The 21,847-nt window shown below is 60.2% G+C and carries 18 protein-coding genes; 15 read left to right on the forward strand and 3 right to left on the reverse strand.

What is annotated here, in order from left to right; genetic code table 11:
- The first annotated feature begins 245 nt into the window (after positions 1–245).
- The 4 genes from xdhA (at position 246) to guaD (ending at position 6,649) form a co-directional block, all read left to right on the forward strand.
- Positions 246–1,712 carry a xanthine dehydrogenase small subunit gene (xdhA, locus tag Q8R10_RS09355; RefSeq protein WP_305653135.1) on the forward strand — a complete coding sequence of 489 codons (1,467 nt, stop codon included), beginning with the start codon at positions 246–248 and terminating at the stop codon, positions 1,710–1,712.
- On the forward strand, positions 1,705–4,101 hold the full coding sequence (gene xdhB, locus Q8R10_RS09360; protein ID WP_305653137.1) for a xanthine dehydrogenase molybdopterin binding subunit: 2,397 nt from the start codon (positions 1,705–1,707) through the stop codon (positions 4,099–4,101). Before xdhA ends, xdhB begins: the two co-directional genes overlap by 8 nt.
- A gap of 246 nt (positions 4,102–4,347) precedes the next feature.
- Positions 4,348–5,199 (forward strand): xanthine dehydrogenase accessory protein XdhC, encoded by an 852-nt coding sequence (xdhC, locus tag Q8R10_RS09365; RefSeq protein ID WP_305653139.1) that lies wholly within the window; start codon positions 4,348–4,350, stop codon positions 5,197–5,199.
- A 145-nt stretch (positions 5,200–5,344) separates the two neighbouring features.
- On the forward strand, positions 5,345–6,649 hold the full coding sequence (guaD, locus tag Q8R10_RS09370) for a guanine deaminase (protein ID WP_305653141.1): 1,305 nt from the start codon (positions 5,345–5,347) through the stop codon (positions 6,647–6,649).
- 158 nt (positions 6,650–6,807) lie between these two features.
- Here the strand turns inward: guaD and Q8R10_RS09375 are convergent, their stop codons facing one another.
- Positions 6,808–7,806, reverse strand: a complete 999-nt coding sequence (locus Q8R10_RS09375; protein WP_305653143.1) for an AraC family transcriptional regulator — start codon at positions 7,804–7,806, stop codon at positions 6,808–6,810.
- Between the two features lie 167 nt (positions 7,807–7,973).
- Between Q8R10_RS09375 and Q8R10_RS09380 the strand changes: the two genes are divergently transcribed.
- The 3 genes from Q8R10_RS09380 (at position 7,974) to Q8R10_RS09390 (ending at position 11,420) form a co-directional block, all read left to right on the forward strand.
- A complete protein-coding gene (locus Q8R10_RS09380; RefSeq protein WP_305653144.1) occupies positions 7,974–8,933 on the forward strand; it encodes a sterol desaturase family protein in 960 nt (319 codons plus the stop codon).
- Between the two features lie 144 nt (positions 8,934–9,077).
- Entirely contained in the window at positions 9,078–9,836 is a 759-nt protein-coding gene (locus Q8R10_RS09385; RefSeq protein ID WP_305653145.1) for a hypothetical protein, read from the forward strand.
- A gap of 273 nt (positions 9,837–10,109) precedes the next feature.
- The gene (locus Q8R10_RS09390; RefSeq protein WP_305653147.1) at positions 10,110–11,420 is read left to right on the forward strand and encodes a PAN domain-containing protein; all 1,311 of its coding nucleotides are present in this window, start codon (positions 10,110–10,112) and stop codon (positions 11,418–11,420) included.
- Positions 11,421–11,751: 331 nt separating this feature from the next.
- Here Q8R10_RS09390 and Q8R10_RS09395 read toward each other — a convergent pair whose 3' ends face one another.
- Positions 11,752–12,522: a GntR family transcriptional regulator gene (locus Q8R10_RS09395; RefSeq protein ID WP_305653149.1), complete on the reverse strand. Its 771-nt coding sequence runs from the start codon at positions 12,520–12,522 to the stop codon at positions 11,752–11,754.
- A gap of 622 nt (positions 12,523–13,144) precedes the next feature.
- Here Q8R10_RS09395 and Q8R10_RS09400 point away from each other — a divergent pair.
- Both Q8R10_RS09400 and Q8R10_RS09405 read left to right on the forward strand, forming a co-directional pair.
- Positions 13,145–14,491: an NCS2 family permease gene (locus Q8R10_RS09400; RefSeq protein WP_305653151.1), complete on the forward strand. Its 1,347-nt coding sequence runs from the start codon at positions 13,145–13,147 to the stop codon at positions 14,489–14,491.
- A gap of 69 nt (positions 14,492–14,560) precedes the next feature.
- Positions 14,561–15,187 (forward strand): LysE family translocator, encoded by a 627-nt coding sequence (locus Q8R10_RS09405; protein WP_305653153.1) that lies wholly within the window; start codon positions 14,561–14,563, stop codon positions 15,185–15,187.
- A gap of 165 nt (positions 15,188–15,352) precedes the next feature.
- Here the strand turns inward: Q8R10_RS09405 and uraH are convergent, their stop codons facing one another.
- On the reverse strand, positions 15,353–15,706 hold the full coding sequence (gene uraH / locus Q8R10_RS09410) for a hydroxyisourate hydrolase (RefSeq protein WP_305653155.1): 354 nt from the start codon (positions 15,704–15,706) through the stop codon (positions 15,353–15,355).
- A gap of 416 nt (positions 15,707–16,122) precedes the next feature.
- Between uraH and puuE the strand changes: the two genes are divergently transcribed.
- The 6 genes from puuE to Q8R10_RS09440 all read left to right on the forward strand — a co-directional run bounded on the left by puuE (position 16,123) and on the right by Q8R10_RS09440 (position 21,525).
- On the forward strand, positions 16,123–17,070 hold the full coding sequence (gene puuE / locus Q8R10_RS09415) for an allantoinase PuuE (RefSeq protein ID WP_305653157.1): 948 nt from the start codon (positions 16,123–16,125) through the stop codon (positions 17,068–17,070).
- Positions 17,067–17,582, forward strand: coding sequence for a 2-oxo-4-hydroxy-4-carboxy-5-ureidoimidazoline decarboxylase (uraD, locus tag Q8R10_RS09420; protein ID WP_305653159.1), 516 nt, complete (start codon positions 17,067–17,069; stop codon positions 17,580–17,582). The genes puuE and uraD overlap by 4 nt, the downstream gene beginning before the upstream one ends.
- 48 nt (positions 17,583–17,630) lie before the next feature.
- Positions 17,631–18,626: an allantoicase gene (alc, locus tag Q8R10_RS09425; protein WP_305653161.1), complete on the forward strand. Its 996-nt coding sequence runs from the start codon at positions 17,631–17,633 to the stop codon at positions 18,624–18,626.
- A gap of 165 nt (positions 18,627–18,791) precedes the next feature.
- The gene (locus Q8R10_RS09430) at positions 18,792–19,292 is read left to right on the forward strand and encodes an ureidoglycolate lyase (protein ID WP_305653163.1); all 501 of its coding nucleotides are present in this window, start codon (positions 18,792–18,794) and stop codon (positions 19,290–19,292) included.
- A 51-nt stretch (positions 19,293–19,343) separates the two neighbouring features.
- Complete coding sequence (locus Q8R10_RS09435) at positions 19,344–20,537, forward strand: urate hydroxylase PuuD (protein ID WP_305653164.1); 1,194 nt, start codon at positions 19,344–19,346, stop codon at positions 20,535–20,537.
- A 109-nt stretch (positions 20,538–20,646) separates the two neighbouring features.
- Positions 20,647–21,525: an outer membrane protein OmpK gene (locus tag Q8R10_RS09440; RefSeq protein WP_305653165.1), complete on the forward strand. Its 879-nt coding sequence runs from the start codon at positions 20,647–20,649 to the stop codon at positions 21,523–21,525.
- The last annotated feature ends 322 nt before the right edge of the window (positions 21,526–21,847 follow it).

Below are 21,847 nucleotides of genomic sequence, written 5' to 3' on the forward strand. Positions count from 1 at the left end.
TCAAATCCGGGCTATTACGCGCATACGCACCCGCAGCCCATTCAATCATCCGCCGGCAACCGTCTTGCGGCGCAAGCGCTCGGCTGGCGCGCATGAGCAAGCTGGGCACGATTGAAACCCTTATCGCTTTTAGTCTTAAAGAAAATGACTTATAGGTCAGCATATTTGTTGACCGACAAGTCAATAAACTCTAAATTTGACCTACAGCAATGCTAGAAAACAATAAAAGTGTTCGGAGGTCATTTGTGATTCAGTTTTTACTCAATCAAGAGTTACGCAGCGAGTCGAGCCTTGATTCCAATGTCACGGTGCTCGAGTACTTGCGCAACCATGCCGGCAAGCCCGGCACCAAAGAAGGTTGCGCCTCTGGCGACTGCGGCGCTTGCACCGTGGTGGTCGGCGAGCTGGAGAGCGTCAATGGTCGCGAACGCATCCGCTATCGCAGCCTGAACTCTTGCCTGACCTTCGTCTCATCCCTGCACGGCAAACAGCTGATCAGCGTCGAAGACCTCAAGCACCAAGGCCAATTGCACAGCGTGCAACAGGCGATGGTTGACTGCCACGGCTCGCAGTGCGGCTTTTGTACGCCGGGTTTTGTCATGTCGCTGTTCGCCCTGCAGAAGAATGCCGACGGTCAGGACGACGCCAGCGTGCGCCACGCCAAGACCCATGAAGCGCTGGCAGGCAATCTGTGCCGCTGTACCGGCTACCGGCCGATTCTGGATGCCGCCGAGCAGTCCTGCTGCCAAGCTCAACCGGATCAGTTCGATGCCCGCGAAGCCGCGACCATCGCTCAGCTACAGAGCATCGCCCCGAAGGAAACCGCCGAACTCAACAGTGGCGACAAGCGCTGCCTGGTGCCACTGACCATCGCCGACCTGGCTGACCTTTACAGCTCGCACCCGGAAGCCCGGTTGCTGGCCGGCGGCACCGACCTGGCGCTGGAAGTCACCCAGTTCCACCGCGCCCTGCCGGTGATGATCTATGTCGGCAACGTCGCAGCCCTCAAGCGTATCGACAAGTTCGACGACCGCCTGGAAATCGGCGCGGCTACCTCGCTGACCGATTGCGCGCAAGCTTTGGCCGCCGAATACCCAGATTTCGGCGAGTTGCTGCAGCGCTTCGCCTCGCTGCAAATCCGTAACCAAGGCACCTTGGGCGGCAACATTGGCAACGCCTCACCGATTGGTGATACCCCACCGCTGTTGATCGCTTTGGGCGCGCAACTGGTGCTGCGCAAAGGCGATAGCACCCGCACCCTGCCGCTGGACGAGTACTTCCTCGATTACCGCGTCACCGCGCGGCAAGAAAGCGAGTTCATCGAAAAAATCATCGTGCCGCGCGCCAGCAGCAAACAAAGCTTTCGCGCCTACAAGGTGTCCAAGCGCCTGGACGACGATATTTCCGCCGTCTGCGCCGCCTTTAATCTGCGCATCGAAGCGGGCGTGGTCACCGATGCCCGCGTCGCCTTCGGCGGCATGGCGGCCATCCCCAAGCGTGCCAGTGCCTGCGAGCAAGCCCTGATCGGTTCATCTTGGTATCCGGCCACCATCGAGCGCGCCTGCGCGGCCTTGGCTGATGACTTTATGCCGCTGTCGGATTTCCGCGCCAGCAAGGAATATCGCCAGCTGATCGCGCAAAACCTGCTGCGCAAGTTCTTCCTCGAACTGCAAACCCCTGACCTCGCTACCCGGGTGACTGCTCATGTCTAATCATCACGTTGAAAAAACCCAGGCCGAGCTCGCCGCCCTATTTGCCCAAGGCCTGACCACCGGCGTCGGCCGTAGCGTCAAGCACGACAGCGCCGACAAACATGTGTCCGGCGAAGCCACCTATATCGACGACCGCCTGGAGTTCCCCAACCAGCTGCACGTCTATGCACGCATGAGCGACCGCGCCCACGCCCGCATCATCAGCATCGACACCGCGCCCTGCTACACCATCCCTGGCGTGACCCTGGTGATCACCAGCAAAGATGTGCCGGGACAGTTGGACATCGGTGCCGTGGTGCCGGGTGACCCGTTGCTGGCCGATGGTCTGGTCGAATACGTCGGCCAACCAATTCTCGCGGTAGCCGCCAAAGACCTGGAAACCGCCCGCAAGGCGGCGATGGCGGCGATCATCGAGTTCGAAGACTTAGAACCCGTGCTCGACGTCGAAGTCGCCCTGGCCAAGAAACACTTCGTGCTCGACAGCCATCAACACAAACGCGGCGACTCCGACGCGGCCTTGGCCACTGCGCCGAACCGCCTGCAAGGCAAGTTGCATATTGGCGGTCAGGAGCACTTCTACCTGGAAACCCAGGTGTCCTCGGTGATGCCCACCGAAGACGGCGGCATGCTCGTCTACTGCTCGACCCAGAACCCCACTGAAGTGCAGAAGCTGGTGGCCGAAGTGCTGGGCGTGGCCATGCACAAGATCGTCATCGACATGCGCCGCATGGGCGGTGGTTTCGGCGGCAAGGAAACCCAGGCGGCGGGTCCTGCGTGCATCTGCGCGGTGATCGCGCACCTGACCGGGCGGCCGACCAAGATGCGCCTGCCGCGCGTCGAAGACATGCAGATGACCGGCAAGCGTCACCCGTTCTTCGTCCAGTACGACGTCGGTTTCGATGACAACGGTCGTCTGCACGGCATCCAACTGGAGCTGGCCGGCAACTGCGGCTACTCGCCGGACCTGTCTGGCTCGATCGTCGACCGCGCCATGTTCCACTCCGACAACGCCTACTACCTGGGCGATGCCACCATCAACGGCCATCGCTGCAAGACCAACACCGCCTCCAACACCGCCTACCGTGGTTTCGGCGGCCCGCAGGGGATGGTCGCCATCGAAGAGGTGATGGACGCCATCGCCCGTTCCCTGGGCAAAGACCCGCTGGACGTGCGCAAGGCCAACTACTACGGCAAGACCGAGCGCAACGTCACCCACTACTACCAGACGGTGGAAGACAACCTGCTGGAAGAAATGACCGCTGATCTCGAGGCCAGCAGCGACTACGCCAAGCGCCGCGAGGAAATCATCGCCTTCAATGCCAACAGCCCAGTGCTGAAAAAAGGCCTGGCCCTGACCCCGGTAAAATTTGGCATCAGCTTTACCGCCACCTTCCTCAACCAGGCCGGCGCGCTGATCCACATCTACACCGACGGCAGCATTCACCTGAACCACGGCGGCACCGAGATGGGCCAGGGTCTGAACACCAAGGTCGCGCAGGTGGTGGCCGAAGTCTTCCAAGTGGATATTGAGCGGATTCAGATCACTGCCACCAACACCGACAAGGTGCCCAACACCTCGCCGACTGCCGCCTCCAGCGGTACTGACTTGAACGGTAAAGCCGCGCAAAACGCCGCCGAAATCATCAAGCAGCGCCTGGTGGAATTCGCCGCACGGCACTACCAGGTCACCGAGGCGGATGTCGAGTTCCGCAATGGTCAGGTACGGGTTCGCGATCAATTTCTGTCGTTCGAGGCGCTGATCGCCCAGGCCTATTTCGGCCAGGTGTCGTTGTCCAGCACCGGTTTCTATCGCACCCCGAAGATCTTCTACGACCGCAGCCAAGCGCGCGGTCGGCCGTTCTACTACTACGCCTTCGGCGCCGCCTGCGTCGAGGTGCTGGTCGACACATTGACCGGCGAATACAAGATGCTGCGCACCGACATCCTGCATGACGTCGGCGCCTCGCTGAACCCGGCCATCGACATCGGTCAGGTCGAGGGCGCGTTCGTCCAGGGCATGGGTTGGCTGACCATGGAAGAGCTGGTCTGGAACGCCAAGGGCAAGCTGATGACCAACGGCCCGGCCAGCTACAAGATTCCAGCGGTGGCGGATATGCCGATGGATATGCGGGTCAAATTGGTGGAGAACCGCAAGAACCCGGAAGACACGGTGTTCCACTCCAAGGCCGTCGGCGAGCCGCCGTTTATGCTCGGTATCGCCGCCTGGTGTGCACTCAAGGATGCGGTGGCCAGCATCGCCGACTACCGCGCCCAACCGGCCATCGACGCCCCGGCCACCCCGGAGCGCGTGCTCTGGGGCGTGCAGCAGATGCTGGCGGTGAAAAACAGCGCAGTCGCGGTTACCCAAACCGAGGCAGAACCGGCTTAAACCAAAACCGTAGGGTAGAAAACCGCGAAGCGTTTTCCACCGCCCTGGTGGATGGATAAAGCGTCATCCACCCTACAGCCCACCCTACGGTTGTTACCAACACCAACGGTGCACAACAATGACAAACCACACCGAGCCGAAAACCCAAGCGCCGCAGCCGACTCCGGTGCCCATACTGGACCCTTCGCCGAGCAACTGGCGCCTGCCACGTCCGGGACAACTGCCACCCACTTGGAGGCTGAGTAAATGAACAGCTGGATCAGCGCCCTCGCCGACTTGCAGCAACAGGGTCAAGCCTGCGTGCTGGTGACCATTATCGAGGAACTCGGCTCGACGCCGCGCAATGCCGGCTCGAAAATGCTGGTGACTGCCGAGCGAATTTTCGAAACCATCGGCGGCGGCCATCTGGAACACAAGGCGATGCAGATCGCCCGCGAGATGCTCGCTTCGCGCTGCCAGAACACCCGCCTGGAGCGCTTCAGCCTGGGCGCCAGTCTCGGCCAATGTTGCGGCGGCGCCACCGTGTTGCTGTTCGAACCCATGGGCCAACCCCAGGCGCAAATCGCCGTATTCGGCGCCGGCCATGTCGGTCGCGCCCTGGTGCCACTGCTGGCCAGCTTGCCGTGCAAGGTGCGCTGGATCGATTCGCGGGAAGCCGAATTCCCCGAGTTGATCCCGGCCGGCGTTGAACGGGTGCTGAATGATGAAGTGGTCGATGAAGTCGAGAATATGCCGGCCGGCAGTTACTTTATCGTCATGACCCATAACCATCAGCTGGATTTAGAACTGACGGCGGCGATCCTCAAGCGCAACGATTTCGCCTACTACGGCCTGATCGGCTCGCAGACCAAGCGCGTCAAGTTTGAACACCGGCTGCGCGAGCGCGGCTTTCAACCCGAGGTGGTGCAACGCATGCGCTGCCCCATGGGCTTGAGCGAGGTCAAAGGCAAGTTGCCCATGGAGATTGCCGTGTCGATTGCCGGCGAAGTCATCGCCACCTACAACGCCGCCTTCGGCCAGGAACGCAGCGGCCACACCGCCAGCCAGCGCGAAACCGTAGCCAAACTGCTGCCCAATTCACGGCGTAGTCAGGCCTGAAGAACATTCTCGACGCATACCTGTAGGAGGGGCTTTAGCCGCGATGCTCTTCAAAACCGCCAAGCATCGCGACTAAAGCCCCTCCTACGGACCGCATTCGACGCAGCAGCACTTAACCCTAATTCAACACCTTATCGAGATCACCATGAGCACCAGCACCCACGCTTACCGCGCCGCCATTTTGCACAGCATCGCCGACCCTGCCGTGGTCGGTATCGAGGCGTCCTATGAGTATTTCGACGACGGCGTATTAGTGGTCGAAAACGGCCTGATCAAGGCGGTCGGCCATGCCGTCGACCTGCTGCCCACCCTGCAGGGCGTGGCCATCAGCCAATACCCGAATGCGCTGATTAGCCCAGGCTTTATCGACACTCATATTCACTTTCCCCAGACCGGCATGATCGCCTCCTATGGCGAGCAGCTGCTCGACTGGCTGAACACCTACACCTTCCCCACCGAGCAGCAGTTTGCCGACAAGGCCCATGCCGCCGAAGTGGCCAGCATCTTCCTCAAGGAGCTGCTGCGTAACGGCACCACCACTGCTTTGGTGTTCGGCACCGTGCACAAGCAGTCGGTGGATGCCTTCTTCGAGGCCTGCGAAGTGCTGAACCTGCGGATGATCGCCGGCAAGGTAATGATGGATCGCAATGCCCCGGACTATCTGACCGATACGCCGGAATCCAGCTACGCCGACAGCCGCGAGCTGATCGAGCGCTGGCACGGCAAGGGCCGCCTGCACTACGCCGTGACCCCACGCTTCGCGCCGACCAGCAGCCCCGAGCAACTGAGCTTGGCCGGCGAGCTGTTCCAGCAATATCCAGACCTGTATATGCACACTCACCTGTCGGAGAACCGTCAGGAGATCGAATGGGTCAAGGGCCTGTTCCCCGAGCGCAAGGGTTACCTGGATGTCTATGACCACTACCGGCTGATCGGCCCGCGCGCGGTGTTTGCCCACGGCGTGCACCTGTGCGACGACGAATGCAAGCGTCTGGCCGAGACCGGTTCGGCGGTGGCCTTTTGCCCGACCTCCAACCTGTTCCTCGGCAGCGGCCTGTTCGACCTGCCCAAGCTCGAAGCCCATGGCGTGCGAGTTGGCTTGGGCACCGACGTCGGCGCCGGCACCAGCTTCTCGCAGCTGCAATCGCTGAACGAGGCCTATAAAGTCATGCAGCTGCAGGGCAAGAAACTCGACCCCTTCAAGTCGCTGTACCTGGCCACCCTCGGCGGCGCCCGTGCCCTGTACCTGGACGACAAAATCGGCAACTTCGCACAGGGTAAAGACGCCGACTTCGTGGTGCTCGACTACCAGGCCACACCACTGCTGAGCTACCGCCTGGCCCAAGCCACAACCCTGGCAGAAAAACTCTTCGCCCTGATCATGCTCGGCGACGACCGCGCCATCAAAGAAACCTTCGCCGCCGGCAACTCGGTGCATAAGCGCGATTAAGCCGCGCACAGCCGGGTGGAAAACCACGAAGCGTTTTCCACCTGAACACACCCAGGCTGCCTGGTTTGAACGAGCAGGAAGTTGATCTGCCCGGTTGTTAAGCGCTGCGGGTTTCACCCGCCCTACCTGATTATTCCCAAGCCGACCACCGCTCAGCCTTATAGCAACCGCCGCACCTGCAGAGGCACCTGTCCCGTCCAGCGGCGGAAAGCCCGGTTGAAGGCACTCTGCTCCGAGAAGCCCAACAACAAGGCAATATCGCCCAGACTGAGCGAATGATCGGCGAGGTACTGGCGCGCGAGCTGCTCGCGGGTGCGATCCAATAGCGACTGCCAAGTGATACCCCGCGCATCTAGGCGCCGCTGCAAGGTGCGCACCGAGACGCACAGCTCGCGCGCCACCCGCGGCAAACTCACCGCGCCCTCGGGCAGCAATTTCACCAGTAGCTGCTGCAGCGCCCGGTCAAAGCTGTCGGAATCCGGCAAGGCCAGCAACAGCGCCTGGGCCTGGCGGTCCAAGAGCACGCGCAAGCTAGGGTCGCTGTGCGGCATGGGCATGGCCAGGTAGCTGGCCGGAAAGCGCACCCGCGTGTAGCTGTCAGCGAAGCGCACCGCGCAGCCAAAGAACGCCTCGTAGTGCGCACGCTCTTGCGCCGTCGCTGGCGCCGGATGGACAAAACTGATCAGTGAGGCCGCCGGCGAACTGTCCACCTGGCGGCGCAAAAACGTGATCAACGCCGCCAGCCCCACCGAGTCCGAGAGCTGATTGAACAACGGCGCGTCCTTGGGCCAGCGGATCTCGATGTCCGCCCCGGCCACCACCACCGTCACCAGATCAACGCCATAAAACAACCGCTCATAACGCTGGTAGGCGAGCAGGGCCTCTCCAAGGTTACCGCTGGCGAGTACCACATAACCCATGACGCCGATATGCCGCGGCTGCACCCCGGCGCCAATCGCCAAGCCCGGCGCCAGCACCTGTGGGCGCAGCGCCACGGCCTGCGCCAGCAACTCATTCCAGACGGGCAGCGGGACCATCTCTTCCGGCGCCCAGCGCGCCAGCACCGCGCGAATAGCGGGCGCACTCAGGCCTTCGTGATCGAGCCAGTCGCCGAGCAATTGAGTCCAGGCACCGGTAACGCGAATGACGCTGGTCATGATTTCCCCCATGCCCTGTAGTGACGGCAGTCTGCCTGCGGCGTGGCATAGATTGTCAATAGAACGGCATAAAGGGTCAATCTTCATTAGCCGCCCAGGGCAACAATGACTGCGTCCCCTGCCTCGCCCGCCGACGGGGTGCGCCCTATCCACCCAGGGAAACTGCCATGCAACTGCTCGACCTGCTCACCGAAACCTGGACCCACAGTGGCCTTGCCGAACTCTGGGGCATTCTCGCGCCCTGGTTGGCACTGGATGAACGCCAGCTGATCTTCGCCATCGCCACGCCCTTTTTCATTGGCACCGCGCTGTGGGAATACTCGCGCATCAAGCACGACTCCAAATTAATGGACAGCCGCGAGGCCATCCGCAATTTCATGCTGGGTGCCGGCTACCAGCTCACCGAGCTGTTGTTCGCCGGCGTCCTGGCCTTTCCCCTGTACGCGCTGGCCTATCACTACCGGCTGCTGGATATCCCGCTCAATATCGCCACTGGCCTGCTGCTGGTCGTGCTGGTCGACTTCAGCTTCTACTGGATGCACCGCGCCGAGCACCGGGTGCGCTGGTTCTGGTGCGCCCACGTCACCCACCATTCCAGCGAACGGATGAATTTCTCTACGGCCATGCGCCAGAACGCCACCAATATCTTCAACGGCAACTGGCTGTTTTTCGTGCCGCTGGCCTTGCTCGGTTTCAACCCGGTGTGGATCGGCGTCTGTTTCGCCCTCAACCTGGTCTACCAGTTCTTCGTCCACAGCACCCTGATTCCGAAGCTGCACCCGGCCATCGAGTTCGTCTTCAATACGCCCAGTCACCACCGCGTGCACCACGGCCGCAACCCCGACTATATCGACACCAATTACGCCGGCATCTTCATCGTCTGGGATCGCCTGTTCGGCAGCTTCATCGAAGAGCGCACCCACGAGCCGGTGGAGTACGGCATCAGTCGCCAGGTCCACACCGCCAACCTGCTCCTCAGCTGGACCCATGAATACCTGGACATGCTGCGCGACATGGGCAAACCCGGCCCCTTGAACCAGCGCCTCAAACATCTGTGGATGCCGCCAGAGTGGCCGCGCGCCGAGAACCCCTCAGTGACAGCCAAGAGGGGTGTCAGAGAAAGTTAGCCACGGGCCCTGAGCTGTCCCGGCACCAACAGCCAGGCGGCTGCAGCCGCTCGGCGCAACTCGCAACGTAACGAGCCATAAAAAAGCCTCAAGGCCGAAACCTTGAGGCTTTTTTGTGCGCTGAAAAAAAGCCTGGAGAGCGTGATGCACCAGGGCGAGACCCAGCCAGAGCCGCACCCGGAACTCGCCGCCACCATAGACACGCTGGGGCGCAAGGTGCTCAACATGTCGGGCGCAGAGGTCAAGCTGCGCCTGAACAACCTGGATGCCAAGCTCAACGCTCAGTTCCGGCAGGTTCATCCGCTGCTCGAGCAACTGGAAGACGGCAGCGCCGAGAAAGAGACCCCGCTCGAGAATGCCCAGGAGCTGATCGAGGCTTTCCGCCGTTATGCCCAGACCGCACTGGCGCTGCGCGTGCTGCTGCAGCGCCGCGGCCAGACCCCAAGCGAACTGCGCCTACCCTTCGAGCGCGAAACGCTGGTGCGCCAGCTTCAGGGGCTCACCGAGCGGGAGCAGGCCGCGCGCAGGCAAGTCATCGATGAACTCCAAGCCATGGCCCGTGACCTGGACAGACTGCTGAGCAACCCAGGGCTGAACCCGGCCATGCAGGCGCTGCTAATCCGGCTACGCATGGGCTTGGCCGAAAACCTGGCGCACCTCCTCGGCGGCCAGAGCATCGAGAACCTGCCACTGCCGGTGGAAATGATCGACTTCGGCGAGACCCAGGCCTCAAACCACCCCGCTCGTGCAGATGAAGCCGAGGAGGCCCAGCCCGCAACAACCTCGACGCCTCAGCCCAAAGGCTCTGCCGAGGCCACAGCCGAGGCACGCCGGCGCTTCTGGCCCTCACTCTGGGCCTGGATTAATGCCCCCTGGGGCGTCACCTGGCAAGAGATCCGCTAGAGCAAGCGGCCTTAACCCTGTAGCGACTCGCCCAGTGGATCAATGGCGGTAGAGTCGAGGAATAGGCTAAAGCAGTCCCTTTCTTCCCAAGCCGTAGCAAACAACGAAAAACGCTGTGCTTTTGCTCCAGTAAGCTACAGCCCAACGATGGCGTGGGTTTGCGCGGAGCATTGTGGCAAACAGCGTTGTTTTCACGTTGTACCCTCTGCCGCTCGCGAAACCCGGCCAGCATACCTAAGCTGTTTGCAGTCCAACCTTTGCACGGGTGCTGCCATGGAAATGTCCTTCTCCTCTTTCTGCCATCGCTTTGCCCTGCTCCTGCTCGCCGGCGCTTGGGCGGCCTTGGCAATCGCCGCCTCGCCCGGCGAAACCGCCCAGGACAGCGCGACAGATCTCATCAAGGACGTGATCTTCCAATCCCTGGGGGCCGTCGGCGGCGTCGTCGACACGGTCGACGATCTCGCGCTCGATCCCGTGGTGAGCTATGCGACCACGGCCGACGACGCGCAGACCATCAACAACGAAGCGGCCGACGCGGCCTTCCTGAAACTCCTCGAAGGCAGTATCAACGTCACCTTTCCGGAACTCGGGTTCGCCATCAAGGGCGGCAAGCTGATCGTCGGCGGAACCGCCGCCGCCATCGAGATCGCCTTGAATGAGGTTTATGAATCCGGACGCGACGTGGCGCTGTACCAGACCATCTTCGGTAGCTCAGATGGCCCGGATGTTTTTCTCGGAAATATCGACCAGCTATTCGCGCAGCAATCGTTTTTCGGCGATTTTCTCGCCCGCCGCTCGCCGCCCATCACAGCCGAGACGATCGGCGCACAGGTGCAATCAAAACGCGAGCTGGAGAAGCTCTGGTTCACCTATTACAAGAACACGTTGCAAGGCGGCCCGCTCGGCCTGTCGCCGGCATTGCGCGAGCAGGTGGACAGCAGGCTAAACGAAGCCTGGCCACAGATGCTGGCCTATTGGCAGGCTAAGCGCGCCCAGGTCGTGCTGGCCAATGCGCGTACGGTCTATCACGACCGCCTGCGCACGGCTGTCGAGAAATTGGCCGAGCAGAAGCAGCAGGACCAGGAGCAACAACAAGCCGGCGCCGTGGAAAATGGCGGCGCTACGGAACAACCTGGCGTCGATCAAGAGCAGATCGCCGGCTGGCGCGCGACGCTCGAATGCCTGGAGGAAGGCGCGCGCAAGTACCCGAACTATTGGCAGGATTGCAACGGCAACTGGACCATGCGTTCGCGCGACGTGGAAATCGCCTACTACCGAAATTTATTGCGCCAGGCCGGCGTCGAGACCGGCGGCTCCGCCGCTGCAACGGCCCCGTCCGGTGAAGTGCTAGCCGGTCCGCTCGAGCAGGGCGTCAACCGCTTCGGCGGAGATTATCGCGGCGAGGAAATGTCGAACGCCGATCCGGGACAGTGCCAGGCGCTCTGTCTCAGCGAAGCCCGCTGCATAGCGTTCTCCTATGTTCGCCCCGGCATCCAGGGCGAACATGCCCGCTGCTGGCTCAAGGACAGCGTGCCGGAGCCTTCGGACAACGCCTGTTGCACCTCGGGCACCGTGACGCGCTGACTGTAGCGGTCTAATGATTCCAGATGGCAAAACCCATGCCGCGACGGTCAGGTGCTCGGCGATAGCGCTCTAAACAAGGTGGATTACTGAGTGCGAGGCGTAGCCCCAAGCTGCAGAAGAAGTAAGCCGGCAGGCAGCAAAAATGCTCTGTGGTCGTTAGGGTTGCGAGGAGCTAAGGTGCTGCGATCTTCGTGGGAGGGGCTTTAGCCGCGATGCATTTTGCGCTCTGTGGGCGCGCAGTTTGGCGACGCTGGTCGCGGCTAAAGCCCCTCCTTGCGCTACAGCCCGGTGCAACCCATAACCTGCCTTTTGCCTACTGCAGGCAGGGCTTTTAGCTCGGCGTCTTGCTGGCGCGGCCGATTTTCTTCTTGGTTTGCAGCAGGTGCGAGAACACCGCGTGCAGGTCATCCGAGGCGCTGTCTTCGTCGAGGTTGAGCTTGCTGTCGATGTGATCCATGTGATGCATCATCAAGCTGACCGCCTTGGCCGTGTCGCGCGCCTCGATGGCGTCGATCAGCTGATTGTGTTCATCGTAGGAGCAGTGCGAACGGCTGCCGCTCTCGTACTGGGCGATAATCAAGGATGTCTGCGACACCAGGCTGCGCTGAAAACTAATCAACGGGGTGTTCTTCGCCGCCACGGCCAGTTTCAAATGAAACTCGCCCGAGAGGCGAATACCGGCGCCGCGATCACCGCGCGAGAAGCTCGACTGCTCATCGCTGACCATCTGCCGCAACTCGGCCAGTTGCTCAGCCGTGGCGTGCTCGACTGCCAATTCGGTAATGGCCCGTTCGACCATGCGCCGCGCATAAAAAATCTGCCGGGCTTCCTCGACGCTGGGGCTGGCCACCACGCCGCCGCGGTTCGGCCGCAGCAACACCACGCCTTCGTGGGCCAGACGCGACAGTGCGCGACGAATAATGGTGCGGCTCACGCCAAAAATCTCGCCCAGGGCTTCTTCACTCAGCTTGGTGCCGGGGGCCAGACGCTGCTCGAGAATGGCATCAAAAATATGCGCGTAGACCACATCGTCTTGGGTGCCGCTGCGGGTGTTTTTGCCGGCGCGCGGTTGCTTCTTAAGCGGCTGTAATGATTCGTTCATGCGGGCTCGTATCAAAGAGGACGGCGAAACCAGACTCTACGATCATGCGCCGAGTTACGGACAAAAAAAGCGCAAATGCAGAGGGTAAAAAGACTGACGCATTGTACACAACCAAACCCAAGCACACACCTCACACACAGCCCAGCGTGGCTCGGCAGCGCTGCCAGCAATCCAGCGTGATCAACTTCACGTCCCCGACTCGACTGCCTATCGGACTAAGCCTGCAGAGCGCCAACAAATAAATTGTAACTAGCGCGTTTTTTTAATCGCCAAAAAACGCCACGAACAGCAAAAAACCTCGCCGTGACAGCGCTAAAAACAATTCACACAAATCTCTATCCATCTGTTTTATAAAGCTATTTATTGCTGAGGCCAGTCCCGTTCGGCACTGCTAAGCGCGTGTTTTCACCAGCAGTTGCGGGCCGAATAAACTGCGACAAAATCAAAAACATTAATTGCTTTTTTTGTATACAACCCGATAATCGACTCAGTGAGGTTTGCTGACCTAACAGTCAGAAAACAGCCTGCAGAGCACTCACTCATGCCTTGCCTCAGAGCGCCGCCAAAGCAATACCAGCAGCGTTCAGTGACTAAAAATAAAAGTAATGAGGAGTACCACGCAGTGGAAAGTAGCAAACCAACAAATGCCGCCTATGCCGTGAGCCCACCGGCCACTGGTCTGCTGGAACGCTTGTTCAAGCTGAGCCAACACCGGACCACGGTAAAGATCGAACTGGCTGCCGGCCTGACGACCTTTATCACCATGGCTTACATCATTTTCGTTAACCCCAACATCATGGTCGCCGCCGGCATGGACCATGGCGCAGCCTTCGTTGCTACCTGTTTGGCCGCGGCCTTCGGTTGCTTCCTGATGGGTCTGTATGCCAACTGGCCAGTTGGCCTGGCACCGGGCATGGGCTTGAACGCGTTCTTCAGCTACACCGTGGTTGGCGCCATGGGTTACAACTGGGAAGTGGCACTCGGTGCGGTATTCCTCTCTGGCGTGCTGTTTATGATTCTGACCTTCAGCAAGATTCGCGAATGGCTGCTTAACAGCATCCCGCCAAGCCTGCGTCACGCCATGGGTGCCGGGGTTGGCTTGTTTCTTGGCATCATAGGCCTAAAAGAAGCCGGCATTGTGGTTGCCAGCCCTGCCACCATGATTCACATCGGCGACATGACCGCAGCGGCGCCACTGTTGGCAGGCATCTGCTTTTTGATGATCGCGATATTGGAATACCACCGTGTGTTCGGCGGCATTCTGATCAGCATCCTTACCGTCACTCTGGCGGGCTGGGGCTTGGGCTTGGTCGAGTACCATGGTGTGTTCTCCATGCCGCCAAGCATCGCCCCCACCTTCATGGCCATGGACGTTACCGGCGCACTTAACGTTGGCATGATCAGCGTAATTCTGGCCTTCTTGTTTGTGCACATGTTCGACACCGCCGGCACCCTGATGGGCGTGGCGCAGCGTGCCAACCTGATTGCCGAGAACGGCCACATCGAAAACCTCAGCCAAGCCATGAAAGCTGACAGTACTGCCAGCACCTTCGGCGCCCTGCTCGGTTGCCCACCGGTGACCAGCTATGTCGAAAGCGCCGCCGGCGTTGCCGCGGGTGGCCGTACCGGGCTGACCGCAGTGACCGTTGGCGTGCTGTTTATCGCCGCGATGTTCTTCGCCCCGCTGGCCGGCATGATCCCCGCCTACGCCACCGCCGGCGCACTGATCTATGTAGCGATGCTGATGATGAGCGGCATGGCCCACATCGACTGGGAAGACCACACCAACACCATCCCAGCGATCATCACCGCCATCATGATGCCGCTGACCTTCTCGGTCACCGATGGTCTGGCACTGGGTTTTATCACCTTCGTGGCCATCAAGGTCGGTACTGGCAAGCATAAGGAAATCTCTGCCAGCCTCTATGTACTGGCGGCGATCTGTATTGCCAAGTTCATCTTCCTCTAAGTTTTAACGCAACAAACCACGCCCCAGCGCCTCGGCGCTGGGGCTTTTATGCATCTGGAGTAGGGCTAAATGAGTCTGGAAACCTGGCTGCTGTTTAGCAGCGCCGCACTGATCGTGATTCTGATTCCCGGGCCGCTGTCGCTGCTGATGGTCAGCAACAGCCTGAACTATGGATTGCGTCGTTCGTTACCGGCCTTTCTCGGCGGGGTCAGCGCCTCGCTCTGCCTGCTGAGCGCCTCGGCCCTCGGGCTGGGTGCCCTGCTGCTGAGCAGCGAGCAAGTGTTCAATACGCTGAAGGTTTTCGGCGCGCTCTATCTGTTTTACCTAGCTGGACAAAGCTGGGCGGCATCGCGCCAAGCGATCAAGCCGAGCACTTGCGCTCCAGCGCCAGGCAACCCAAGTTGGCGCACCCTGTTCTGGCAAGCCTTCGGCCTGGGTGCCAGCAACCCCAAGGACATTTTGTTTTTCGCCGCTTTCTTGCCGCAATTTATCAGCAGCGAACGGCCGTTATTGCCGCAGCTACTGCTAATGATCGCCACCTGGCCACTGCTAGACCTCGGCTGCAAACTGTTCTACGGCCTCAGCGCTCAGGCGGCAGCCGGCTACCTGCGCTCGGGTAAGGGGCAGGTCTGGTTCAACCGCGCCAGCGCCACCCTGTTTGCCGGGGCAGCCATGGCGGCACTGCTGAGTCATTGAGCGCAAAACGTAGGATGGGCTTTAGCACGCCTTGGCCCTTATCCAGCACTGCTGGGCTATACAAAATGGGTTCAACCACGCCCCACCCAACAAATCCCAGGCGAAAAAAAGCCCGTAGTGTGCACGGGCAAAAGCTTTCCAAAGGAAGGGGTCACCGGCGCGGCATTAACTGCCGCGGTAGGTGGAATAGCTGTACGGCGAGATCAGCAAGGGCACGTGGTAATGCTCCTGCTCGGCGCTGATGCCAAAACGCAGCACCACCACATCGAGAAAGGCCGGCTCCGGCAACTCTACGCCACGGGCGCGGTAGTAATCGCCGGCATGGAACTGCAGTTGGTAGACGCCACTTATGTAATCAGCGCCCTGCAGCACCGGCGCATCGCAGCGGCCGTCATGGTTGGTCAGTACGCGATTGATCAGCGTCAGTTGCTCGCCCTCAACCCGATACAGCTCGACTTTAATCGCACTGCCCGGGCAGCCGTGGGCGGCGTCCAATACGTGGGTGGTTAAACGTCCCATAGCTTCTGGGCAGCTCGGCTTAACTGTAAAGCGCTGGCTGCCGCGCCTCCTTAAAGATGATTGAGTTCAGTGCGCCACACAGACCAGAGCCCGAGCGCGAACTGAGAATAGCACGACAAATAAATACAGGACAGTTTTTGCATTTTTTGTACACAATATAAATTACCCCATTCCCAGAACCGTTTCTCGCCCCCGCTTTAAGCTCAAGGACTACCGGCAGTGCTTATTAGCCCGCACCGAAAAGCAGCATAGGGGCTCCAGCGGGAATTTACTGAAGGCGAAAGAAGAGAAAAAAGTTAATTTTAGATTTACAAACAACCAAGCATTTTGTATACAATTAACTCAGCACGATCACCCAAGCGCAAACCCTGCTGCCTGCCACGTGATCGCAACACATCTAAGTAAGGAAGACTGCAGTGAGCGCTGACTACCCTCGCGACCTGATCGGTTACGCCAACAACCCACCGCACCCGCATTGGCCCAACGATGCGCGGATAGCCATCTCCTTCGTGCTCAATTATGAGGAAGGCGGCGAACGCAACATCCTGCATGGCGACAAAGAATCCGAGTCATTTCTCTCCGAGATGGTCGCCGCCCAGCCGCTTGCCGGCGCGCGCAACCTGAGCATGGAGTCGCTGTACGAATACGGCAGCCGCAGCGGTGTGTGGCGGATTCTCAAGCTGTTCAAGAAATTCGATATTCCGCTGACCATCTTCGCCGTGGCCATGGCCGCCCAGCGCAATCCCGAGCTGATCCGCGCCATGGCCGCCGCCGGCCACGAGATCTGCAGCCACGGCTACCGCTGGATCGACTACCAGTACATGGATGAGGCCCAAGAGCGCGAGCACATGCTCGAAGCCATCCGCATCCTCACCGAGATCACCGGCGAGCGCCCCCTGGGCTGGTACACCGGGCGCACCGGACCGAATACCCGCCGATTGGTGATGGAGGAAGGTGGCTTTTTATATGACTCCGACACCTATGACGATGACCTGCCCTACTGGGAAACCAACAACCCGACTGGCAACGCCCACCTGGTGATCCCTTACACCCTGGACACCAACGACATGCGTTTCACCCAGGCGCAGGGTTTTAACAGCGGTGACGATTTTTACACCTACCTGAAAGACGCCTTCGACGTGCTCTACGCTGAAGGCGTGGAAGGCGCGCCGAAGATGCTCTCGATCGGCCTGCATTGCCGCCTGATCGGTCGCCCGGCACGCCTCGCCGCGCTGCAACGCTTTATCGAGTATGCGCAAAGCCATCAACAGGTGTGGTTTAGCCGCCGCGTCGATATCGCCCGCCACTGGCAGGCCACTCATCCGTACCAACAGCAGCCTTTCAAACCGGAGAACGCGCAATGAGCCGCTTTCAGACTTTGACCCCGGCGCAACTGCCCCGCGCCGAGTTCGTCGCCGCTTTTGCCGACATTTATGAGCACTCGCCGTGGGTCGCCGAACGGGCTTTTGACCTAGGCCTGGATGACAGCTTGAACACCGTCGACGGCCTCCACCAACGCATGGCCGACCTGCTGCTCAGCGCCGATAAAGTCACCCAACTGGCGCTGATCAATGCTCACCCGGATTTAGCCGGTAAAGCTGCGGTCCAGGGCGAACTGACTGACGCCAGCACCTCGGAGCAATCCGGCGCGGGCATCCACCAATGCACGAGTGAGGAGTTTGCCCGCTTCACCGAGCTGAACGACGCCTACAAGGCCAAGTTCGCGTTTCCCTTCATCATGGCGGTTAAAGGCAGCAATCGGCACCAGATCCTGGCGGCCTTCGAAGAGCGGATTCACAACTCCGCTGAGGTCGAATTCAACCGGGCCCTGGCCGAGATCAACAAGATCGCGCTGTTCCGGCTGCAAACCCTGTAGCTGCGAAACAACCGCCACCTCCCAGCCCCTAATTAAGGCAGTCCAATAATGAAAGCGTACGCCGCACCCTTCGAGAAGTTCGTCAACCTGGCCGATGCCCGTCTGGGCACCAAAGCCATCTCGGTCACCGACGATTGGTTCGCCGACGTCAACCGCCTGTTCCAACCGACCCCTGCGGTGTGGAAAGAAGGCGTGTTCGATGACAACGGTAAATGGATGGATGGCTGGGAGTCGCGCCGCAAGCGCTTCGAAGGTTACGACAGCTGCGTGATTCGCCTCGGCGTGCCGGGCTCGATCAAGGGCGTGGATATAGACACCAGTTTCTTCACCGGCAACTTCCCGCCGTCAGCTTCGCTGGAAGCCTGCTTCGTGGTTGAAGGTGACCCGAGCGATGCCACCGAGTGGACCGAAGTACTGGCCGCCGTTGAGCTGCAAGGCAACAGCCACCACTACCACGTCATCGACAACGCCCAGGCCTTCACCCACCTGCGTTTTAACATCTACCCGGATGGCGGCGTGGCGCGCTTGCGTGTGCACGGCGTGCCGTTCCGCGACTGGAGCAACGTCGGCGACAACGAGCAACTCGATCTGGCCAGCGCCCTGAATGGCGGCCGCGCCCTGGCCTGCTCGGATGAACACTTCGGGCGCATGAGCAACATCCTCAACCCGGGCCGTGGCATCAACATGGGCGACGGCTGGGAAACTGCGCGCCGACGCACCCCAGGCAACGACTGGGTAATTGTCGCCCTCGGCCATCCGGGCGAGATCGAACGCATCGTGGTCGACACCCTGCACTTTAAAGGCAACTACCCAGACAGCTGCTCGATCCAGGCGGCCTTTGTGAAGGGCGGCACCGACAACCAGATCGAAACCCAGAGCCTGTTCTGGCGCGAACTACTGCCCAACCAGAAGCTGCAAATGCACGCCGAGCATGAGTTCAGCGAACAGATCAAAGCCCTCGGCCCGATCACCCACATCCGCGTCAATGTGTTCCCGGATGGCGGTATCAGCCGCTTGCGGCTGTTTGGCAAGGCGAGCAAATAAATGCAAAACCTGTAGGAGCGGCTTTAGCGACCCACATGGATGTGGGAAATGCGGCGAGTCGTCTGGAACGGCTGCCGCCCGCGATGGCTTTTGCAGCCATCGCGGGCAAGCCCGCTCCTACAAAAGCAGTGCATCGACATCCAACGCAACGAATAGAAGACCCACATGCGCACATTGCAGATAGAACCGCTGACCAAAGAAGCCTTTGCCCCTTTCGGTGACGTGATCGAAACCGACGGCAGCGCGCATTTTATGATCAACAACGGTTCCACCCGCCGCTATCACAAATTGGCCACAGTCGAGACGGCGCAGCCGGACGACCAGGCCATCATCAGCATCTTCAGCGCCGAGGCGCTGGATATGCCGTTAACCGTGCGCATGTTGGAGCGTCATCCGCTGGGCAGCCAGGCTTTTATTCCGCTGCTCGGCAACCCCTTTCTGATTGTGGTCGCGCCGGTTGGCGATGCCCCGCAGTCGGAATTAGTCCGGGTCTTCCGTAGTAACGGCAGGCAGGGCGTTAATTACCATCGCGGCGTCTGGCACCACCCGGTGCTGACGATCGAAAAGCGGGATGACTTCCTGGTGGTTGATCGCAGCGGTTCTGGCAACAACTGCGATGAGCATTTCTTTAACGAGGATGAACAGCTTCTCCTCACCCACCAATAAGAGAAGGCCTAAAGCCCTTAACCCGGCGCTAGGTGCAAAGAGGTAACGACTGTGGAAGCACATCTGTTGGAATGGCTGAACCTGAGCATTCGCTGGGTTCATATGATCACCGGCGTGGCCTGGATTGGCGCCTCGTTTTATTTCGTCTGGTTGGAAAACAACCTGAACCGAGTCAACCCGCGCGATGGGCTGGCCGGTGACTTATGGGCGATCCACGGTGGCGGTATCTACCACCTGGAAAAATACAAACTGGCCCCGCCAAGCATGCCGGACAACCTGCATTGGTTTAAATGGGAAGCCTATTTCACCTGGCTGTCGGGTGTTGCCCTGATGCTGGTGGTGTACTACCTCAACCCAAGCCTATACCTGATCGCCCCCGGCAGTGACATGGCCCCCGCCATGGCCATCGCCATCGGCTTCGGCTCAATGATTGCCGGCTACGTGGCCTACCACTTCCTCTGTGATTCGGCCCTGGGCAAGCACCCAGCCCTGCTCGGTGCAGTGCTGTTCATCCTGCTGATCGCGGCGGCTTATGGCTTCAGCACCATCTTCAGCGGCCGCGCGGCCTATCTGCATGTCGGTGCCATCATCGGCACCATCATGGTCGGCAACGTGTTCTTCACCATCATGCCGGCACAACGCGCGCTGGTTAAGGCCATCGAAGACAACACCACCCCCGACCCGGCGCTGCCGGCCAAAGGCTTGCTGCGTTCACGGCACAACAACTACTTCACCCTGCCGGTGCTGTTCATCATGATCAGCAATCACTTCCCGAGCACCTATGGCAGCCAATACAACTGGCTGATTCTGGCCGGGATTGCAGTAATGGCCGTGCTGGTTCGTCATTACTTCAACACCCGACATAACAGCAACAAGTTCGCCTGGACCATCCCGGTTGCTGCCTTAGGGATGATCTGCCTGGCTTTCGTTACCGGCCCAAGCAGCACGCCTGCGGCCGCAGTCGCGGTGGTCAACTCCAACGCCGAAACCTTTAGCCAGGTGAACAAGGTGATCCAGGAGCGCTGCAGCACCTGTCATGCCACCAAGCCGACCAGCCCAATGTTCAGCGCAGCCCCTGGCGGGGTGATGTTTGACACCGCCGAGCAGATCCGCCTGCTGGCCCCGCGCATTCAAGCCCAAGCCGTGGCCACGCAAACCATGCCCCTGGGCAACCTGACGCAGATGACCCAGGCCGAGCGCGACCTGATCGGCGCCTGGATCAGCCAGGGCGCCAAGCTCAACTAAAACCCTTCAGCTGCCTGCGCCAGGCTTGGCCGTAAGACTAAGCCTGGCGCCGCATAACAGCTTCACCCAGCACCTGTTCCATCCATAACAACAACTAGGAGTAACTCGTATGCAGCGTACTTTTCCAAGCCTGATGCTCGCCACCGGCCTAGCCCTTAGCGGCCACGCCATGGCCGGCGACCTGCTGAAGTTTCAGGACAACAGCCTGACCTACCTGAACGGCGACAACTTCAACGAAATGAACTTCAACGATGAAGAGCAGCGTTCGCAAAGCACTTTCAGCTTCGAGCACGCCAGCGGCTGGGGCTGGGGCGATGTATTTATGTTCATCGACTACGTCAACGCCGACAACATGCAGTACAGCGGCAATCACCTGTTCAGCATGGACGCGAAAGAAAAAAGCAACTTCTACTACATGGAGATCAACCCGCGCGTCAGCGGCAGTTGGCTGACCGGCCAAAGCCTGGCGTTCGGCCCGGTCAAAGACGTGCTGGCAGCCTTCGTGTATGAAAAAGGCAATGGCGGCCCCGGCACCGAAAACTACCTGTACGGCATGGGTCTGGACTGGGACGCCCCGGGCTTTGCCTTCCTGCAGACCAACCTGTACCGGGTCAAGATCAACAACAACGTGTTCTTTGATTACGATTTCCTCGGCAGCGAGACCGCCGGCGATGCCGGCAATGGCTATGCAGAGCAGTTAACCATAGCCGGCGCTTACCCCTTCGCCATTGGCGAGCAGAGCTTCGTCATCGACGGTTACGCCGACTGGCGCAGCGCGTCCAAAGAGGCCAACACCCAAACCTCGCTGGGCTCCTCGATCCAGGTCAAATGGGATGCGGGCAAGGAACTGTTCGGCGAAGCGCGCAAGCTCTACGTCGGTACCGAGCTGAACATGTGGCACAACAAATACGGCATTAAGCCGATCGACGGCTCCGATGATGGCTTCGACCAGGTCGCCGTGCAGGGCATCGTCAAGTACCACTTCTAAACACCGTTTAAGCGCCTGACTCCACGCCCAGACAGCCCAGCTGCTGGGCGTGGTTGTTTAGCCCGCAGTAATCCCTCGCCAACACCGCGTCGCGCAACCTGTCACAGCCCTCCCTCGCAAACGCCACATCAGCATAGCCAGCGGCCTAAACAGCACGCCAACGCGCGCACATCGTAGTACGCATCGAAGTACCCATCGAAGTACGCATCGAAGTGCACACCTATCCGGTCATGCCCGGTAACGCCCTAGGCAATAGTTGCCGCACTTTCGCGCACAGTAACCATTAGTGCGCCAAAAAGTAGCAACCGCCGGCACAGCCGCC

Source organism: Pseudomonas sp., assembly GCF_030698175.1.
Classification (GTDB): domain Bacteria; phylum Pseudomonadota; class Gammaproteobacteria; order Pseudomonadales; family Pseudomonadaceae; genus Aquipseudomonas.

Excerpts from the sequence above, each read along its gene's own strand:
- alc (WP_305653161.1), top strand. The coding sequence starts at position 17,631 with ATGAAAGCGTACGCCGCACCCTTCGAGAAGTTCGTCAACCTGGCCGAT.
- Q8R10_RS09430 (WP_305653163.1), top strand. The coding sequence starts at position 18,792 with ATGCGCACATTGCAGATAGAACCGCTGACCAAAGAAGCCTTTGCCCCT.
- xdhC (WP_305653139.1), top strand. The coding sequence starts at position 4,348 with ATGAACAGCTGGATCAGCGCCCTCGCCGACTTGCAGCAACAGGGTCAA.
- Q8R10_RS09440 (WP_305653165.1), top strand. The coding sequence starts at position 20,647 with ATGCAGCGTACTTTTCCAAGCCTGATGCTCGCCACCGGCCTAGCCCTT.
- uraH (WP_305653155.1), bottom strand. The coding sequence starts at position 15,706 with ATGGGACGTTTAACCACCCACGTATTGGACGCCGCCCACGGCTGCCCG.
- Q8R10_RS09380 (WP_305653144.1), top strand. The coding sequence starts at position 7,974 with ATGCAACTGCTCGACCTGCTCACCGAAACCTGGACCCACAGTGGCCTT.
- Q8R10_RS09385 (WP_305653145.1), top strand. The coding sequence starts at position 9,078 with ATGCACCAGGGCGAGACCCAGCCAGAGCCGCACCCGGAACTCGCCGCC.
- Q8R10_RS09375 (WP_305653143.1), bottom strand. The coding sequence starts at position 7,806 with ATGACCAGCGTCATTCGCGTTACCGGTGCCTGGACTCAATTGCTCGGC.
- Q8R10_RS09395 (WP_305653149.1), bottom strand. The coding sequence starts at position 12,522 with ATGAACGAATCATTACAGCCGCTTAAGAAGCAACCGCGCGCCGGCAAA.
- uraD (WP_305653159.1), top strand. The coding sequence starts at position 17,067 with ATGAGCCGCTTTCAGACTTTGACCCCGGCGCAACTGCCCCGCGCCGAG.
- Q8R10_RS09390 (WP_305653147.1), top strand. The coding sequence starts at position 10,110 with ATGGAAATGTCCTTCTCCTCTTTCTGCCATCGCTTTGCCCTGCTCCTG.
- guaD (WP_305653141.1), top strand. The coding sequence starts at position 5,345 with ATGAGCACCAGCACCCACGCTTACCGCGCCGCCATTTTGCACAGCATC.
- xdhB (WP_305653137.1), top strand. The coding sequence starts at position 1,705 with ATGTCTAATCATCACGTTGAAAAAACCCAGGCCGAGCTCGCCGCCCTA.
- Q8R10_RS09405 (WP_305653153.1), top strand. The coding sequence starts at position 14,561 with ATGAGTCTGGAAACCTGGCTGCTGTTTAGCAGCGCCGCACTGATCGTG.